This window comes from Natrialba asiatica DSM 12278, assembly GCF_000337555.1.
Classification (GTDB): Archaea; Halobacteriota; Halobacteria; order Halobacteriales; family Natrialbaceae; genus Natrialba; species Natrialba asiatica.
Genome location: NZ_AOIO01000021.1, coordinates 77,414 through 94,417, shown reverse-complemented (window position 1 = coordinate 94,417; position 17,004 = coordinate 77,414). Strand labels below are relative to the sequence as shown.

Annotated in this window: 18 protein-coding genes; 6 read left to right on the top strand and 12 right to left on the bottom strand. The window is 63.5% G+C overall.

All coding sequences use genetic code 11. The features are described 5' to 3' along the window. Positions 1–171: 171 nt before the first annotated feature. Positions 172–789 carry a nitroreductase family protein gene (locus C481_RS07000; protein WP_006108457.1) on the bottom strand — a complete coding sequence of 206 codons (618 nt, stop codon included), beginning with the start codon at positions 787–789 and terminating at the stop codon, positions 172–174. A 162-nt stretch (positions 790–951) separates the two neighbouring features. Here C481_RS07000 and C481_RS06995 point away from each other — a divergent pair, with 162 nt between their 5' ends. Continuing rightward, the gene (locus tag C481_RS06995; protein ID WP_006108456.1) at positions 952–2,022 is read left to right on the top strand and encodes a pyridoxal phosphate-dependent aminotransferase; all 1,071 of its coding nucleotides are present in this window, start codon (positions 952–954) and stop codon (positions 2,020–2,022) included. An 88-nt stretch (positions 2,023–2,110) separates the two neighbouring features. Here C481_RS06995 and C481_RS06990 read toward each other — a convergent pair whose 3' ends face one another. Together C481_RS06990 and C481_RS06985 are read right to left on the bottom strand one after the other, a co-directional pair. After that, the gene (locus tag C481_RS06990; RefSeq protein WP_006108455.1) at positions 2,111–3,199 is read right to left on the bottom strand and encodes a methionine synthase; all 1,089 of its coding nucleotides are present in this window, start codon (positions 3,197–3,199) and stop codon (positions 2,111–2,113) included. Beyond that, positions 3,196–4,200 carry a cobalamin-independent synthase MetE gene (locus C481_RS06985; RefSeq protein ID WP_006108454.1) on the bottom strand — a complete coding sequence of 335 codons (1,005 nt, stop codon included), beginning with the start codon at positions 4,198–4,200 and terminating at the stop codon, positions 3,196–3,198. Before C481_RS06985 ends, C481_RS06990 begins: the two co-directional genes overlap by 4 nt. A gap of 340 nt (positions 4,201–4,540) precedes the next feature. Between C481_RS06985 and C481_RS21905 the strand changes: the two genes are divergently transcribed. Then, the gene (locus tag C481_RS21905; protein ID WP_161605625.1) at positions 4,541–4,780 is read left to right on the top strand and encodes a hypothetical protein; all 240 of its coding nucleotides are present in this window, start codon (positions 4,541–4,543) and stop codon (positions 4,778–4,780) included. A 60-nt stretch (positions 4,781–4,840) separates the two neighbouring features. Here the strand turns inward: C481_RS21905 and C481_RS06975 are convergent, their stop codons facing one another. The 3 genes from C481_RS06975 to rsmA form a co-directional block, all read right to left on the bottom strand. Beyond that, the gene (locus C481_RS06975; protein ID WP_006108452.1) at positions 4,841–5,431 is read right to left on the bottom strand and encodes a HemK2/MTQ2 family protein methyltransferase; all 591 of its coding nucleotides are present in this window, start codon (positions 5,429–5,431) and stop codon (positions 4,841–4,843) included. A 5-nt stretch (positions 5,432–5,436) separates the two neighbouring features. Further along, a complete protein-coding gene (locus C481_RS06970) occupies positions 5,437–6,630 on the bottom strand; it encodes a mechanosensitive ion channel family protein (RefSeq protein WP_006108451.1) in 1,194 nt (397 codons plus the stop codon). Positions 6,631–6,741: 111 nt separating this feature from the next. Further along, positions 6,742–7,668 carry a 16S rRNA (adenine(1518)-N(6)/adenine(1519)-N(6))-dimethyltransferase RsmA gene (gene rsmA / locus C481_RS06965; protein ID WP_006108450.1) on the bottom strand — a complete coding sequence of 309 codons (927 nt, stop codon included), beginning with the start codon at positions 7,666–7,668 and terminating at the stop codon, positions 6,742–6,744. A 127-nt stretch (positions 7,669–7,795) separates the two neighbouring features. On the opposite strand from rsmA, the gene C481_RS06960 reads away from it, so the two are divergent. Next, positions 7,796–8,257: a response regulator gene (locus tag C481_RS06960; RefSeq protein WP_049904484.1), complete on the top strand. Its 462-nt coding sequence runs from the start codon at positions 7,796–7,798 to the stop codon at positions 8,255–8,257. A gap of 62 nt (positions 8,258–8,319) precedes the next feature. Here C481_RS06960 and C481_RS06955 read toward each other — a convergent pair whose 3' ends face one another. The 3 genes from C481_RS06955 to C481_RS06945 are packed head-to-tail and all read right to left on the bottom strand — an operon-like array spanning position 8,320 to position 9,652. Then, a complete protein-coding gene (locus C481_RS06955) occupies positions 8,320–8,916 on the bottom strand; it encodes a DUF655 domain-containing protein (protein ID WP_006108448.1) in 597 nt (198 codons plus the stop codon). Positions 8,917–8,961: 45 nt separating this feature from the next. Beyond that, positions 8,962–9,318: an RNA polymerase Rpb4 family protein gene (locus C481_RS06950; RefSeq protein WP_006108447.1), complete on the bottom strand. Its 357-nt coding sequence runs from the start codon at positions 9,316–9,318 to the stop codon at positions 8,962–8,964. 25 nt (positions 9,319–9,343) lie between these two features. After that, positions 9,344–9,652 carry a 50S ribosomal protein L21e gene (locus tag C481_RS06945; RefSeq protein ID WP_006108446.1) on the bottom strand — a complete coding sequence of 103 codons (309 nt, stop codon included), beginning with the start codon at positions 9,650–9,652 and terminating at the stop codon, positions 9,344–9,346. Between the two features lie 153 nt (positions 9,653–9,805). Between C481_RS06945 and C481_RS06940 the strand changes: the two genes are divergently transcribed. Next, positions 9,806–10,975, top strand: coding sequence for a cystathionine gamma-synthase (locus C481_RS06940; RefSeq protein ID WP_006108445.1), 1,170 nt, complete (start codon positions 9,806–9,808; stop codon positions 10,973–10,975). A 14-nt stretch (positions 10,976–10,989) separates the two neighbouring features. Here C481_RS06940 and C481_RS06935 read toward each other — a convergent pair whose 3' ends face one another. Next, positions 10,990–12,036, bottom strand: a complete 1,047-nt coding sequence (locus C481_RS06935; protein WP_006108444.1) for a terpene synthase family protein — start codon at positions 12,034–12,036, stop codon at positions 10,990–10,992. A gap of 105 nt (positions 12,037–12,141) precedes the next feature. Here C481_RS06935 and C481_RS06930 point away from each other — a divergent pair, with 105 nt between their 5' ends. Next, entirely contained in the window at positions 12,142–12,825 is a 684-nt protein-coding gene (locus tag C481_RS06930) for an MBL fold metallo-hydrolase (RefSeq protein WP_006108443.1), read from the top strand. 30 nt (positions 12,826–12,855) lie between these two features. On the opposite strand, the gene C481_RS06925 is transcribed toward C481_RS06930, so the two are convergent. Both C481_RS06925 and C481_RS06920 read right to left on the bottom strand, forming a co-directional pair. Further along, on the bottom strand, positions 12,856–13,986 hold the full coding sequence (locus C481_RS06925) for an RNA ligase (protein WP_006108442.1): 1,131 nt from the start codon (positions 13,984–13,986) through the stop codon (positions 12,856–12,858). Positions 13,987–14,199: 213 nt separating this feature from the next. Continuing rightward, positions 14,200–16,134 (bottom strand): beta-CASP ribonuclease aCPSF1, encoded by a 1,935-nt coding sequence (locus C481_RS06920; RefSeq protein ID WP_006108441.1) that lies wholly within the window; start codon positions 16,132–16,134, stop codon positions 14,200–14,202. Positions 16,135–16,515: 381 nt separating this feature from the next. Between C481_RS06920 and C481_RS06915 the strand changes: the two genes are divergently transcribed. Then, positions 16,516–16,998 carry a hypothetical protein gene (locus C481_RS06915; RefSeq protein ID WP_006108440.1) on the top strand — a complete coding sequence of 161 codons (483 nt, stop codon included), beginning with the start codon at positions 16,516–16,518 and terminating at the stop codon, positions 16,996–16,998. The last annotated feature ends 6 nt before the right edge of the window (positions 16,999–17,004 follow it).

The following is a 17,004-nucleotide window of genomic DNA, read 5'->3' as shown; positions in this document are numbered from 1 at the left end:
TTACCGAACCTAACTAAAGCGCCGTCTGGGCTACCAGTCGAACACCGACGGGTCGATACCAGTTACAATCGAAGAAAACGGAACGGACGACACGCGGCACCTGGCACCCGGTACCCATCTGCGTACTCGTCCGCGTTTCGACTCCCGTGCGAGTTCAGCGGTCGGCTCGACTTACTCGAACTCGCCGCGGAAGGCGATCTCGTCGACCGACTTGCGGTCGCTCGGCTGTTCGCGCTCCTGGTAGTCCTCGGGAAGCGTCTCGACCGGTGCCCGCTCGCCGACGGCGAACATCGCTTCGACGGCGAACTCGTCGGGCACGTCGAGTTCAGTCGCGGCGCGTTCGTAGTCGAAGCCGGCCATGCCGTGGACGGCGAGGTCGCGGCGCGCGCCTTCGAGCGCGAGGTTCTGCCAGGCGGCACCGGTGTCGAAGGAGTGGACCGGCGCGGGTTCGCCGTTGTGGTCGAAGGTCGTCTTCGAGACGATGACGGCGAGAACGGCGGCGTCGCTTGCCCAGGCTCGGTTGCCCTCGCTCAGCAGGTCGACGAACGTGTCCCACTCGTCGTCCTCGCGGGTGGCGTAGACGAACCGCCAGTGCTGGTTGTTGTACGCGGAGGGGGCCCAGCGGGCGGCCTCGAACAGCGGGAGGAACTCCGATTCGTCGAGCGACTCGCCGGTCATCGCGCGCGGCGACCAGCGGTTGACGAACAGCGGGTCGATCTCGTGGTCGGGATCGCGGTATTCGGCGACTTCGTCGTCGAGTTCGTGAGAGACTGAAAGAGACTCTTGCATCGACCCGACCTTGGAACGCCGCACATGTATATATTTCCTGATATACGGGTTACCAGGTGACGACCGTGTCGTCGGTTCGTGGTTTCATGGCACATACGTGGTGTTGTTGTCGCGTTCCACCACCCGGCAAACGCATATAATTCATCTCCGGCTGTACTCCGTATGGAGTTACCTCCCTTCGAACTGGAACGATGGCTCGACGAATACGAGTCCGATGCCGACGTGATGCTCGCCGAAAGCGGCGTTCGAAGCCTTCCCGCCGACCGGTTCGACCTCGACGTCGGCGAACTCGGTTACGTCATCCCGACTGACGGATCGCCGGCATTCCGTGCCGAGATCGCCGAGCGCTACGGACGCGACGCCGAGGAAGTCGTCCTCACCTGCGGCACGCAGGAGGCGGACTACCTCACGTTCATGGCGCTCTTGGACGAGGGGGATCACAGCGTCGTCGTCTCGCCGACCTACCAGTCGCTCGCGAGCGTCCCGGCCGCCGTCGGCGACGTGACCGAGGTCCGAACCGAGCCGCCGAACTGGGACCTCTCCGTCGACGCGGTCGCGGACGCAATGGTCCCCGATACCCGGCTCGTCGTCCTCACGAATCCGAGCAACCCGACCGGCAAATACCTCGGACCGGAGACGCTGCAGGCGCTGTACGACCTCGTCGAGGAAAACGACGCACATCTCCTGGTCGACGAGGTGTACCGGATGCTCGCCGACGATCCGCACCCCCCGGCCGCGGCGCTCGGGCCGCGAGCGATCTCGACCGCCGGCGTCTCGAAATCCTACGGCCTCGCCGGCGCGCGTCTCGGCTGGGTCGTCGCGAACGCTGAACTCGCGGACGCGGTCCGAAAGTGGAAGGATTACACGACGATCTCGCCCCCGATTCTGGGACAGCACATCGCTCAGCAGGCGCTCGGCACGGCGGAGGACGACATCCTCGGTGCGAACCGCTCCCACGCGAAAGCGAATCGAGACCGCGTTGCCGAGTTCGTCTCCCGCTACGACCTGGAGTGGTTCGAACCGACGGGCGTCAACGGCTTCCCGACCGTTCCGGACGGATTCGAGAACGGAACCGAGTTCTGTCGGTCGCTGTTCGAGGCCGAGCGCGTCGTCCTCGCCCCCGGCGACGTCTTCGGCTACCCCGGCCGATTCCGGATCGGCTTCGGCCTCCACACCGACGAACTCGAGGCGGGACTGGAGCGAGTCGGTCGGCACATCGAAACCCACGGCTGACGAGTCGCGCACACGGCGGATTCGCGTCGCGCTGAGTCCGCGCGAGCCCGTCGAGAAAACGCCAAGAGACCGCTGAGAAAACGCCGGCTCAGTCGTCGGCGGGCGTCGGCGCGCCGCGCTCGACGTCGAGTTCACCCGCGTCGAGGGCGGCTTCGACGTTGCGCGCGGCCTCGACCATGTTCGCCATCTTGCCGTAGGCGATCTCGCGGGGTAGCAGTTTCACGCCGCAGTCCGGCGAGACGACCAGTTGTTCCGGCGGGACGACCTCCAGTCCCTTCTCGATATTCTCCTCGATCTGCTCGACCGACTCCACCTCGGCGACGTGGGCGTCGGTGACGCCGAGTGCGAGGTCTTTCGTGAACGCGGGGTCCTTGAAGACGTCGAGCTGTTCGTAATCACCGTTCGCGAGTTCGAGGTCGAACTCGTCGACGGGGAACTCGAGAATTTCGGGGTAAATGCGCGAGTAATCGCCGTAACAGACGTGCAGGCCGATACGGACCTCCTCCGGGATGTCGGCGACGATGCGCTCTAGAGCTTCGCCGACGATGGCGTGATCGTCCGGCGTCGTCGCGAGCGCCGGTTCGTCGATCTGGATGTAGCGTGCGCCGGCTTCGACGAGCTTTTCGATCTCCTCGTTGACGAGATCGGCGAGGTCGTAGGCGAGTTCCTCGTCGTCGTCGTAGGCCTCGTTGAACGACCAGTTGGCGAGGGTGTACGGACCGGTGATCGGAACCTTCACCGGGCGGTCGCTGGCCGCCGCGGTGAACTCGTACTCGTCGACCAGCCAGGAATCGTCGTACTCGACTTCCGAGACGACGGAGGGCTTATCGAAGTAGTTGTGTCCCCAGACCTTGACCGGGCCGTTGAACTCGTAGCCCTCGATCCGGTGGGCGAAGAACTCGACCATCTCGTTCCGGCGCATCTCGCCGTCGACGACGGCGTCGAGACCCGCGCGTTCGTGTTCGGCGGTGATGAGTTGGGCGGCGTCGTCCGTGGCCTCCTGCCAGTCCTCGGCGTCGAACTCGTGATCGTCGTCCTGGTAGAGTTCCTTCGCGCGGTTGAGCCACTTGGGCTTCGGATAGCTGCCGACGACGGTCGTCAGCAGGAAGTGGTCGTTGTCGTGGTCGTCGGGTCGGAACTGGTCTTTGTTTTCGTTGACGGGTGTGTCTGGGCTCATGCGGCTTTCACCTCCGCGAGTTCGGCGGCTTCGGCAAGGGCGGCGAGTTTCTCCTCGAATTTGGCGTAGGGCAGGTAGAACGTCTCGGTGTTCGTCGTCAGATAGACAGTCTCGAACGCGGAGACGGGCAGTTGGTCGTAGATCCAGTCGACGCGCTCGCGGATCGCTTCGGGGTCCTCGACGAGCGTGTTCTGGCCGTCGGCGAGACCGAGCGAAATGTCGTCGGTCGCGCCGTACTCCTGGATGTTGTACAGGTTGTCCTCCTGGTTCGCGACGAAGTCGAAGCCGACCGCATCGATGTCGGCGTCGAGGAGGTGGGCGTAGACCTTCTCCTCGAGTGCGCCCCAGTAAGGGTGGACGACGACATCGGCGTCGACCGCCCCGGCAACCTGATCGATCGCCCGGCTCGCGCGCTCGTCGACTCCGTCTTCGGGCGCGTTTTCGACCAGCGAGGGCTCGAGCAGAAACAGCGTCTCGTGCTCGGGGAAGGCGTCCGCCTCGGCTTCGAGGAAGTCCGCAATCGCATCGAGGAACGCGGCCTCGTCGCCGTAGTGTTCGTCGGTCGCCAGGTCGGCGAGCGAGTAGGGGCCGGGGAGGACGGCCTGCAGGTCGTCGCCGTCCGCAAGTTCACCGGCCGTTTCGAGTTCGGTTGCCACGTCGCCGGAGAAGTCCAGGTCGTCGGTGACGACGGGTTCGCGGTAGAAGTTGTTGTTGTCGTAGTAGCGGACGATGCCGCGGGTTTCGACGGCGTCGTGGACGGCGAGGGGGTGGGCGAGCATGTCGTCCCAGCGGAGTTGGCCCTCGACGGTATGGTCGAGGTCGGTCTCCTGCTGGGCGTCGATTACGTTCTTCCGGGCCTCCTCGTAGGCGGCGGCGATTTCGCCGCTTTCGTCGCCGCTGATGAGGTCGTGTTTCTGGTGGCCCTTGAGACCCGAGAGGTCGTCTTTCGCCCAATCCGGGAGCGGAAAGAGCCCCGGTGTGGTCGAAACGTACTCAGTCATCGTGGTTCCGGATAGGCTATACCGACGCTTAATATTTTCCATCGTATCTCATACACTGCAGTAATTCATGCGGGTTTTTGGGGGAGCCGTCCCGCACGTCCGCCGCCGATCGAAATCGATCGTCACTCGAGCGCCAGCAGCGCGTCCGCCCGGCGTCGACTTGTGCGACCGCGTAGAGCGTGCCGTCGTCGTGGATCGGACCCGGCCCAACCCGACCGGCGAACTCGTGCCCGAACCGAACTGCTGGACCGCCGGCCGGACTATCTCCCGGCGTCGGGTCGAGCGCCCACAGTCGGTCGTCCCCGACGAAGATTGTATCGCGCCCGTACGCTGGTGCGGTGTGTCGCAAGTCGCCAATCCCGTGGGCACTTTCCCGTCGGCGACCGAACGGGTGTTGGACGCGTTGCAACCGAAGCCGGACCGGCTTCCGTTCGCGCCGAAGACGTGCTTGTCAGGGTCCGGCGGTTCGTCGACTCCCGACGGCGGCGGATCGTCGGACGAGGACGACCGCGCGTACGTCGAACAACCCGCAATTTCGATGCATCCGGCGGCGACGCTCGCCAGCGCGGCTCGTCGGTGAAGTACATTTTTGACGTATTTTCAGCCGCTTGAAAAGTCCGTTCGAGCTCGTCTGTTGACGTTATCGGAGGAGTTCGAGCACGGTCAGCGTCTCGAAGGGGAACGACTCGTCGGCGATCGCAACGGCGCTGAATCCCGCTTCGCCCGCGTGCTCGACCACCTCGTCGACGCCGGTGAGGCTGCTGACGAGCAGGTAGACGACACCGTCCGGGTCGAGTACCCGTCTGACCGATGCGAGGAACGGGTCGATGACGGCCCGGCCGTCCTCCCCGCCCGAGAGGGCGTGTTCCATCCAGTCGTCCCACTCGTTGTCCGGGTCCGTCGGCAAGTACGGCGGGTTGAACAACACGGCGTCGAACGCGCCGTCGGCGAACGGCGAGACGAGGTCGGCTCGGACCGCCTCGACGCCCTCGCGTCGCGCCTGTCGCACGGCGTGTGGGTTCAGATCCGATGCGATTACACGCGCGTTTGTCTCGTCAGCGACGCGGCTGGCAACGTATCCCGAGCCAGTGCCGACCTCGAGCACGGTCGAGCCAGGTCGATCCCGCGCCCGCTTCCCGAGGTGGTCACACACCGATTCAGCGAGGAGTTCGGAGTCCTCGGCGGGCTGATAGACGTCAGTTTCGACGTCTCGTTGGTCTTTCAAATCCATGGTCACTACTCCTCCGGTGAGGTCATCTGATACTCTCGCGATGCCGTATCGGTCGTATTCGCCGTGTTATCGCCGCCTGCTGGCCCATCGCCTTCGCCGATCCGAACGGCGGTCTGCTCCCGACTCGAGAGTTCACGCTGGGGGTACGGAATCCCGATGTCTTCGTCGTCGAAGGCTTGCTTGATGGCGTTGATTGCGGCCGTCTGTGCCTTCCAGCGACGTCTGGCACTCGGCTTGTCGATCCAGAAGCGAACGCCGAGGACGATCGACGAGTCGCCGAATCGCTTGGTGACGACCTGCGGGCCGGGTGCAGAGAGCGTCAACTCGAGTTCGTCGACGGTCGATTCGGCGAGTTCGGTGGCGCGTTCGATGTCGGTTTCGTAGTCGACGCCGACCTCGACCTCGATGCGGAGGCGGCCGCGTCGCGAGCGGTTCGTCACCGTCCCCGCGGAGATGACGTCGTTGGGGATCATGATGTACTCGCCGTCGAACGACCGAATTCGGGTGTTGACGATGGAGATGTCGGTGACGATCCCCTCTTCGTCCTCGACTTCGATCCAGTCCCCGATCTCGAACGGGCGGGCGAACATCAGGACGAATCCGGCCAGGACGGTTCCGAGGGTCTGCTTCGCGGCCATACCGACGACGATGCCGAGGAAGCCGGCCCCGACGAGGAGGCTGCCGAGGTCGTCGACCCAGACGCCGAGGATCACGATGAGCGCGATCGACCAGACGATGACCTGCGTGAGCCGGCGGGTGATCTCCCGCTGATGATCGGTAACGGCCGAGGCGGAGTCGAGAACCTCCTCCAGGACGCGTCTGATGAACCGGATGACGATGAACGTGCTGACGAGGAGGATAAACGAGATGATAACCTGTGCGACGACGGGACCGCCGATATCGAGTTCACCGTAGAGTCTGTGGACCTCGCTCGTCTGCCCCCAGACCCCGAGGACGACCGCGAGAGAGAACACGCAAGTTACCGTCAGGACGATTGTCGACGCGATATCCCCGTAGAGCGGCCGACTCCGCTCGCAGATCCACCGCTGGAGCCGCTGGTAGGAGAGCAACACGGCCAGCAAGAGACCGGCTGCGGCGACCGTGATGACGACCTTGAGTTGCGTCGCCTCGAACGTCTCCGCGAGCCAGTCGAATCCGGGCCCTGCTTCGGTTCCGAGAAGCCCCGCATCTACAACCATAGGATGTTCGTCTCTGACCCTCTCGTCACTGAAGGTTTGAGTATCCGTCGGTCAGTTCGTTTCGCGCCCGATTTGGTCACAACTCGTGATTGTGTACGATCTTATTTCTCCTCACCCGTCCGCAGGCGCGCCAACGTCGCTCGCGAGTTCGGCGAGCGCCGCGAACTCGGCGGGTGCCATCGCGTCGGCGCGTTTTTGGAGCAGGTCCTCGTCGGCCGCATCGACGACCGACTCGGGAGCGTCGAGTCCGGAGATGTGGGCCGTGTTCCGGATCGCGTTTCGAATCGTCTTCCGGCGCTGGGTGAACAGCGCCTTGACGAACCGGAGGAAGAAGTCCTCGTCGTCGACCTCGTAGTCGGGCTCACGGGGACACAATCGCACGACCGCACTTTGGACCGCCGGCGACGGCGAGAACGCCTCCTTCGGAATCGACTCGACGAGTTCGGCGTCGGCGTAGTGCTGAGTCGATACCGAGAGCCGGCCGTACTCGGACGTGCCGGGCTCGGCCACCATCCGCTCGGCGAACTCCTGTTGGAACATCAAGACGAGCGGCCGTCCCTCCGGAAGCAAGCGAAACGTGATCTCGCTCGAGACGCCGTAGGGAAGGTTCGACACCGACGCCGTGAACTCGGGGAGGTCGACTTCGAGCGCGTCGCCCTCGATCACGGTCAGTCGCCCGGCATCGATCTCGTCGCTGAACTCGGTGCGGAGGAAGGATGCGAGTTCGCTGTCGCGTTCGACGACGGTAACCCGGTCGGTTTCGGTGCCGAGTTCGAGGAGGCGATCGGTGAGTGCGCCGGTGCCGCCGCCGATTTCGAGGAGGTGGCTGGTATCGATGGTGTCGGGAGCGGTCTCGGTCTCGGTCGCGGTTTCAGCGGGGGTTGTGGTGGCTTCGGTACCGGTGGTTCTCGCGGGATCACAGTCCGTTAGATAGGTTGGCAGTCGGTCGAGGACGCGGTCGTCGACGAGAAAGTGTTGATCGCGGTCGGGATCGCCGCGGACCCCTGCGCGGGCGATCAGTCCGTCTGGATCTCTCATTGCTGGCGCTATGGGAAGAGATGGTGTAAACGCACCGTCTCGAGTCCGGGCCGGTTTCCGCTCGTCGGTGTGATCGGCAATGGGCGTGAATCCTCGTTGTTTTACCCTCCCGCGCAAATGTAGGTGTATGAGTTTGGATGTGGAGGATGAGCCGATCGAAATCTTGCTTGTTGAGCCCAGTCCTGGTGACACTCGGCTCTTCACGGAATCGTTCCAGGACGCAAGCCTTACGAACAGCGTGCATACGGTTTCGGACGGGGAAGAGGCGCTGGATTTCGTTCACCAGCGCAATGCCTACAGTGACAAACCACAACCCGATCTCATTCTCCTCGAGCCGCAGTTACCGGGGACGAGCGGGTTCGATGTGTTATCCGAACTGAAAAACGAGGAGGCGTTGTGCGACATTCCGGTCGTCGTTCTGACGAGTTCAGATGTGGGGGAGAAGATCGTCAAGTCACACGATATCGACGCGGAACACTATCTCCAGAAGCCGGTCGAGTCGGACGACTTCATCGAATTCGTTCAGTCGGTCGAGAACTTCTGGCTGACGATCGTACAGCAGACGACGCCGCCGCAGGAGCAGGAGTGAGCTGACGTACCGAGAGGCCGTTTTAGGGTGAGGGAGAAGGCGGGGAAGTCGTCACTGGTCCGTCAATGGTTCTGCTCCTGTTCGTGGCGTCCGACGAACGTCTGGTATTTGAGATCCTCGTCGCGCAGTTCCTGAATGATACGTTCGACGATGATCTCGTCGGGGTCGTGGAGGCCGGAGACGCGTTCTGAAAGTTCCTCGAAGCTCTCGAAGGGTTTTCGCTTTCGCTCGTCGAGGATGCCGTTGCGGAGTTTCTTCCCGATCCCGGGCAATAGGTTGAGTTGGTGGAGTCGGAGCGTAATCGGTTGGGCGTCGTTGTAGAAATCGACGAAGCGCCGTTCGTCTTCCTCGACGAGGTCGGCGACGACGTACTCGAGTTCGGACTGTGCTCCGGAGGAGAGGGCATCGTACTCGACGCGGTTGGCTTCGGTGACGATATCGCGTTCGGCTGCGGGTTCGATGGCGACTTCGCTGCCGATGGTGAGACGTTCGTCCTCGTCGAATGCGACTTCGTAGAGGCGAAAGTCAGTAGTGTCGAGTGCGTACCCGGCGGGTGACTTCGCGTACTGCGGTCGGCCGTCATCGGAGAGCCCGTGTGCGAGGTAGTCCAACACGACTGCGCGCCGAACGTCCGTCCCGTCGCTATCGACTTCGCTCATTGTCATGTGATACGGGGACGGCGTACTTAAAGAGTCGGCCCGCTTTCAGGCGTATTGTGCGACGACATTCAGAATGTCGTCGAGTTCGTCTCCGGACAGCGAGTACCGTTGCTGTGCGTACACCGATCGGAGTTCGTCCCGGTTGCGCGGGAGGAGGTTGGCGATTTTGTACGCCGTGGCTTCGTCGACTTTCTCCAGGTCCTGGAGGTCGTCGACGAGGGTCTGTGCCTCCTCGGGCTCGAGAACGGTGAACTGGTTGACGTGGTCGATCGCCCGAGCGAGTTCGTAGGGCAGTTCACGGTCCTCGTCCAGTGCGCGGTCGGCTTCGATGTCGGCGAGCAGTTCCTTCGTTTCCGAAACCGTCAGGAACTCCTCGTCGACGATCTCTTTGAAGATCGTCATTGTACGTGTACGTTGTACCGACGGTTCAGACGCGCTCTTCGGAGCGATCCTGGGCGCGCATGTGCGCTGCGGTGACGATGAGCGTCTTGTTCTTGCCACCGTCGTTGATCTCGACCTTGAAGGCGTCGCCCTGCGTCCCGACGACTTCGCCGGTGTGACCGTCGAAGCGCGGGTGGAAGCGACCCTTGTGGATGCTCGGGTCGATCTTCAGGTGGACTTTTTCGCCGACCTCGTAGTCCTGAATCGCTCGCTGTGGCGGTGATGCACCGCGGTCTCGCGGATCATTGGATAATTTGTTCCGGGTTCCCTGACGAGGGCCATTAGATTTGGGCATAGTCGTACGACCGTCTTGACCGGTGATGGTTATAAAACGCACGTCTTCCGCTCCGGTCGGTCGCCACTGACACGGACCATCGAGGGGGCACGGATCGGTCGGCACCGACGCGGGTCCGCAACAATAATCCGCGCAGGCAACACGTACCGCAGTATGGATACCGACGACGATCAGTTCCGGATCGAAACGCGGTCGATTCACGCCGGCCAAGACCCCGACGGAGAGACGGGCGCGCTGATGACGCCCATCCACGCGAACTCGACGTACGAGCAGGACGCGCCCGGCGACCACCGGGGGTACGAGTACTCCCGGACCGGCAATCCGACGCGAACCGATCTCGAAGCCAACCTCGCGAGCCTCGAAAACGCCGCGTTCGGCCGCGCGTTCGCGAGCGGAATGGCCTCGATCAACACCGTCCTCAACCTGCTTTCGGCGGGCGACCACGTCGTGACCGGCAACGACGTCTACGGCGGCACTCACCGCATCTTCACGCAGGTGTACGAGGACTACGACATCGAGTTCAGCTTCGTCGATATGACTGACCTGGACGCGATCGACGCTGCGTTCCGGGACGACACGGAACTGCTGTGGCTCGAGACGCCGACGAACCCGCTGCTGTCGATCGTCGACATCGAGGGCGCGGCCGAGATCGCCCACGATCACGACGCGCTCTGTGCGATCGATAACACCTTCGCCACGCCGTACCTCCAGCAGCCCCTCGACCTCGGGGCGGATATCGTCTCGCACTCGCTGACCAAGTACCTCGGCGGCCACTCGGACGTGGTCGGCGGCGCGCTGCTGACCGACGACGAAGAACTCGACGAGCGCTTCGGCTTCTACCAGAACTCCGTGGGCGCGACGCCCGGCCCCTTCGAATCGTTCCTCGTCCTCCGAGGGACCAAGACGCTCCCCGTTCGGATGGAACGCCACTGCGAGAACGCCCGTGCCGTTGCCGAGTGGCTCGACGAGCAGCCGGCTGTCGAGCGCGTCTACTACCCGGGTCTCGAATCCCATCCCGGCCACGAAATCGCCAGCGAACAGATGCGCGACTTCGGCGGCATGCTGAGCTTCGAACTCGACGCGAGCTTAGAGGAGACGAGCGAAGTCGTCTCGAACACCGAGGTGTTCACGCTCGCGGAGAGTCTGGGCGGCGTCGAGAGCCTGATCGAACAGCCCGCCCCGATGACCCACGCCACGATTCCGCGCGAGGAGCGCATCGAGGCCGGGCTCACCGACGGACTCGTCCGCGTTTCGGTCGGAATCGAACACGTCGACGATCTGATCGCCGATCTCGACCAGGCGATCGAGTCGGCGCTCCGATAAACTCGCGGTCCGACTCAGGTCGCGTTTCGCGTCGCGATATGCGACCGCAGGATCGTCTCGAACCCGTCGAGATAGGCCGCCAGATCGACGCTTTCTATCGACTCCCCGAACCGCGCTGCGTCGGCGTACTCCACGCGCCAGCAATCCAAGAAGTAGTCTTCAACGGTCGAGTTCTCGATTGCGCGAACGACCTCCTCGACTGCGTCGGATACCGGGGGTGACTGGAAGCCCCGCAGCCTCGCGGCTGAAATCACGTTCGTCTCGACGGCGCGAACGACGACACCGGAGCTGTAGTCGCCCTCGCCGAGTTCGCGTTTCCAGGTGGCGAGCCAGTTGCCGATCCGAGCCATCCGCTGGGTTCTGTCGAGGGCCTGCCGAAGCGCGGACAACTCCTGGACATCGAACGCCGGCGCGTTCGCAAGATCGGTGTCGGCGTGGACGAACACCATCATGTTGTAGGCGTCGTATCGCCAGAGTTCGTGCTCCGAAACGAGTTCAGGGCTGTGGTTTGCGAGGGCGGAGTACTCGATCGCAGCGAGGACCTGACGCACGTCGAAACGGAGTTGCTCGCTGAACTCGTGTGCGCGGGGACTGTCATCGTATAGCCCCCGAAAGCAACTCCAGACGTCGATCCCGAACCGGACGATTTCCCCGTCGACGTCGGGATGGGACGGGTCGGCGTGCTGGTGATCGAAGGGGACGTTCGCCAGTTCGGCGAACGTTTCGCGATCGCCGTGGCGTTCGGCGACGTCGTCCGCAACGGTGATGAACAGCGTCGAGAGGAGTTTTGCGACCCGGACCTGTCGCGCCCGCTCGGTGTCGACACAGGAGAGCCGAAAGGCCGGGAAGGCGTTGTAGAGCCAGTCCCACTGCGTCCGGTCGCGATCTGCGACGACGTCGTCGTATCGCTCGAGTAACTCGGAAAGGGAGTCGGGAGGCGACTGCCGAGCGACGTCGATGGGGTCAGTTTCGATATCGAGTGTCGGGAACTCGTGGTCGTCGTCACGGTCGGGTTTGGTTCCGATGGCAGGTGTGTAGCGCTCGCCGTCCTGATCGCCCATGGTGTTTCCAGTAGAAATGGCCGTAAATTGGTTATGTTTCTGTCGTTTCGTCCGCCACACCGACCCCGTACCCATATCTTTCGGGGACGAGTAGTTCCGCGAACGATGGCGAACGATCCCGGATTGCATGCGCTTCCGATCACGGTCGAGTTCGGCGGACGCGAACTGACGATTAGCCCCGCGGTCGTCGAGACCGACCGTGGACTGGTCCTATTCGATGTCGGTCCTGCCGATTCCGGGGCTGTGGACGCGCTCGAAACGCATTTGCGGTCGCTCGAGTACGATCTGGCGGATATCTGGCTGGTCGTCCTCACGCACCACGACGGGGACCACGCCGGCGCGCTCGCGACGTTGCTCGACCGGACCGATGCGGTCGTTGCGGCCCACCGGGAGGAAGTTCCGTACGTCACCGGTGATCGGGCTCCGATCAAGAGCAGCGGCGACCGGTATCCGCCGGTTGCGGTCGACATCGCGCTCTCGGCCGGCGTCCGGATCCCGACGCTCGCCGGGCCGATGGACGTGCTCGAGACGCCAGGTCACACGCCCGGCCACATCTCGCTTTACTTCCCCGAAAGCGCATTGCTCGTTGCCGGTGACGCCCTCGTCGCAGACCGCGAGGCTCCCCTTTCGGGGCCCAAACCGCGGTTCACGGCCGACATGGACCGGGCGCTCGAGTCGGTCGCTGAACTCGGAACACTCGAAATCGAGCGGACGCTTTGCTACCACGGCGGCTACGTCGAACAGGGTGCCGAACGCATTCGAGAAATCGCAGGCGCGGCGCGCGAGTAGTCAGTAGTCGCTTCCACGGCGCTGCACTCGTTACTCCGTGACGGCGTGGCCCTCGAGATAGTTCCGAGTCGTGTCGTTCGTCGCGGGCGTTCGCTTGCGAAACGTCAGTACTCGATCGCCGTCCTCGCGACGGTCGTCCTCGATGTCTATCTCGAGTCCCTGGCCGCGAAGGTGGGTGAGAAGGACGTCGATCGTCTCGGTACTGGCACGAACTGTGTGGCGCTCGCCCACCGTCCCGCCCGCATCGATCGTCGTGATGGTCTCTCGCATCGACAGCAGTATGGCCTCCCCGAGTTCATGAGCGCGCTGCCGGGCGGCCTCATCCGACTCGTCCCACTCGACGGTCTGAAACCCCTCTCGGATGAGTCGTCGGAACATGAACGGCCGCCCGTAATCGAACGGCAGCGAGAACGCGTACGCGAGGTCCGATTTCGTCGACGCCGAGGTCGTGTACTTCAACTGGGTCCGCCCGTCGGGCGATTTCATCACGACGCCCTCGCGGTGCTGTGCGTCCAGGTCGCGGATGCAGGCATCGACCGTCTCAGGCGCATCGTCGACCGCGACGAACTCGAACAATGGCGTCTGCGGGATTTCGAAGCGCTCGTAGCGCGCCCGCCGTTCCTGGACCGGCAGTGGGTCACCCGTTTCGCGGTCGCGCCAGTCGAACGCACGAAACGCGATGGAGTCGACGCCCGGGTAGTCGTGTGCGGTGTAGGGGTTTTCGGGGCCGATCATCTCGCCACAGACCATCGCCATCGGGTAGGAATCGAACAGTTCGGCGAGATCAACCAGCCGATCGAGCATTCGCGTCGTGAACGGACAGACCATCCCGCTCCTGGAGAACGCGAGCGCGTCGCCGTCGATTCGTGCGACGCGGACGTTATAGCCGTTTAACTTCTCTTCGACTGCGATCCGACCGTACTCGTCGAACTGCGTCGGGACCCCGGTCGAGAGGACGAGCGTTCGTGGCACCTTCGGAAACCCGCGAACGACTTCGCCATCGATCAGCACGGTCCCGCGTTCGATCCCGCGACGGGCATCCGGGAGATGGCGGTACTCGCATCCGTCGTAATTTCGGCGCTCGAGGTGCGGTTCGAGGCCCTCGAAGGCGGCTTCGCCGATCCCGAGCGCTCGATGGTACTGAGACGCGAACTCGTCCATCGGTGATGCTACGTGGCGAACCCAAATAGAAGCGTGCGAACCGTTCGGATCGACCGAGCTACCACTGCGTTAGAAAATCGCTCGTGAACGACGGCGTCGAACCGGCGACCTTGCGGTTCCGTTTCCATCCCGTTCTTTCCGCTCCAACTCACCAGAAGCGACGAGTTCAGTTGGAGCCGATGAGAGAGTGACCAGAGCCCGATCGGAGTCCGATCAGAGGAACCGGAACGTCTCCAGATTCTTCGGTGCGAAGGTCCGCATGTTGTAGTCGTGGTAGAGCGCCGAGGAGAGGTCCTGTGCCGATCGTTCGTCGCCGTGGACGCACAGCACCTTCTCGGGGCGCGGATTCATCGTCTTGACGAAGTTCTCGAGCCCCGCGCGGTCGGCGTGGCCGGAGAACCCGTCGACGGTGTCGACGTCCATGTTCAGCGTGAGCGTCCCGCGGCTGTTGTCGGACCCCATCGCCCCGACTTCGCTGGTCGGAATCTCGTCCCAGCCGTTCTGGATGCGTCGGCCGAGCGTTCCCTGCGCCTGGTAGCCGACGAAGACGAGCGTCGAATCCGGGTCGGGACCGATGTGGCCGAGCCAGGACATGATCGGGCCGCCGGTGACCATCCCCGACGTCGAGAGGATGATACAGGAGTCGCCGTCGGCGACGTCCTGGCGCTCCTCCTCGCCGCCGTCGATGTGGTTGAACTCGTCGGCGAGGAAGGGGTTCTCGTCGTCGTGGAAGATGCGGTCCCGGAGATCGTCTCGCAGGTATTCGGGGTAGGTTGTATGGATCGCCGTCGCCTCCCAGATCATGCCGTCGAGGTGGACCGGCATGGAGGGAATGTCGCCCTCGCGCATGGCCTCTTCGAGGACGAGCATAAGTTCCTGGGATCGGCCCACTGCGAAGGCGGGGATGACGACCTTGCCGCCCTGCTCGTAGGTCTCGTTGATGACTTCCTTGAGTTTCTCCTCGGAGTCCGCCTGGTCGGTCTGGTAATCGTTTCGACCGCCGTAGGTCGACTCGAGGACGAGCGTTTCGACGCGCGGGAAGTCGTTGACTGCGCCGTTGAACAGGCGGGTATCCTCGTAGTGAATGTCGCCGGAGAACGCGACGTTGTACAGTCCGTCGCCGATGTGGAAGTGCGAGACGGCAGAACCGAGAATGTGACCGGCGTTGTGGAGCGTGAGCTTGACGTCCGGCGCGATGTCCGTCACGTCCCCGTATTCGAGGGGGATGCAGTGTTTGATCGCCTCGCGGACCCTCTCGGAGTCGTACGGCGGCGTGCGCCCCTCCTTTGCGGCGACGTCGAGGTAGTCGAGCGTGAGCAGCCCCATCATGTCCCGCGTGGGTTCGGTACAGTAGATCGGGCCGTCGTAGCCGTACTTGAACAACAGCGGGATAAACGCGGAGTGGTCGAGGTGGGCGTGCGTGAGCACGACCGCGTCGATCGTCTCCGGGCCAGCGCCGAACGCCTCGGGCGCGTGCAGGTACGGTACCTCGCCTTCCGCACCCGGCTTGTCACCGCAGTCGACGAGGATGCGCGTCTCCGGCGTCGAGAGGATAAAGGACGCACGACCGACCTCGCGACAGCAGCCAAGCGTCGAGATGCGAACGTACTCGTCGTCGGACATCTCCTCGCGGTGGATCTGCCGGCCGACCTTCTCTAAGATGTCCCGGCGCTCGTCGCGTTCCTGCTTGAGGAAGCTTCGAACGTTCGAGACCGTCGAGGACTCGATCGGCGGCGTCCGAACGACCTCGGGCGTCCAACCGACGTTCTTCGTAATGTCGCGGAGCGTCGACCCGTGACGGCCGATCACCATCCCCGGCTTTTCGGCCTCGATGACGACCTCGCCGGTATCGGCGTGGAAGTCGAGGTCCGTGACGCCCGCGTCCTCCGGGATAACCTGCATGATCTCCTCGCGGGCCTCGTTCGGCCGCGAGAGGACGCTCGGGTCCGGTCGAACGGTGATCCGCTTGCGAAGCTTACTCGCAAGCTTCCGGATGAGGTCACCCTGTTGGGCGAACTCCTTCGGATCGCGCGTATAGACGACCAGTTCCGGTCCTTCGTACTTCACCGAGGAGACCGAGATATCACTCGGTAACTCGCTCGTGATCTCTGCTTGCAAATCGTCGAGTTGCTGCTCTACAGTACTCATAATCGCCAGATGTGGCTTGCGTGAACTCGCCGCCCGAGAACATGAACCGGGAAGCCGCTGTCACAACCGTCCGATCCACCTCACGCCACTGTCGAACTCGTGTGGCTGAGTGTTGAGACCGATACCGACAGAGACGCCGACGACGGAACCGCCGACACCGCCGCCGATACCGACACCACGGTCCGCTCCCGTGAGACAACGCAGTCTGCGTCGTATCTCGGATCATTCGCTGTGACATCGTCCCATGACGAACATACTCCCAGGTCGGTTATCCTGGTCACTGCGGGAAGATTCCAGGGAGAACCCGCTTACCCGAGGCTATTCTTTGCGTGGTATAAAAGCCTTCGCAAAATCCAGGAGGACGCCACCCGTAGTGGGCGTATGCACCTGACACCGGCCCGCGTCGCCGACGAACGAGACTGGATTCGCACCCGCGCCGATACCATCGTCCCGCTCATCAACGACATCCGCGACGACCTCGGCACGCAGTTCGACACCCACGTCGATCACGTCACGCCGGCCCAGTACCAGCAGGCCGTCGACACCGTCTTCGCGGACGGCGACCTCGCCGTCAACGTCGCCGCCATGGTCGCACTGCTCCGTGAACTCGACGTCCAGGACGACTATCCCGGCTTCGTCGTCGACGAACTCCTCGGTCGCGAACTCGCTGCAACCATCGCCGGCACGCAGCCCTTGCGGACGCTCGGCGAGGCGACCTTTCACTACGCGGACGTTCGCGTCCAGGGCGACCCGGACCAGAACGCAGGTCTCGACGACCTCGATGCCGCGCTCGCTGCCGGCTTTCAGGAGCGACTCCCGGGCTGGGACTGGACCGAACGCGACAGTCCGTTTCGCGTCGAGTGAGGCGAC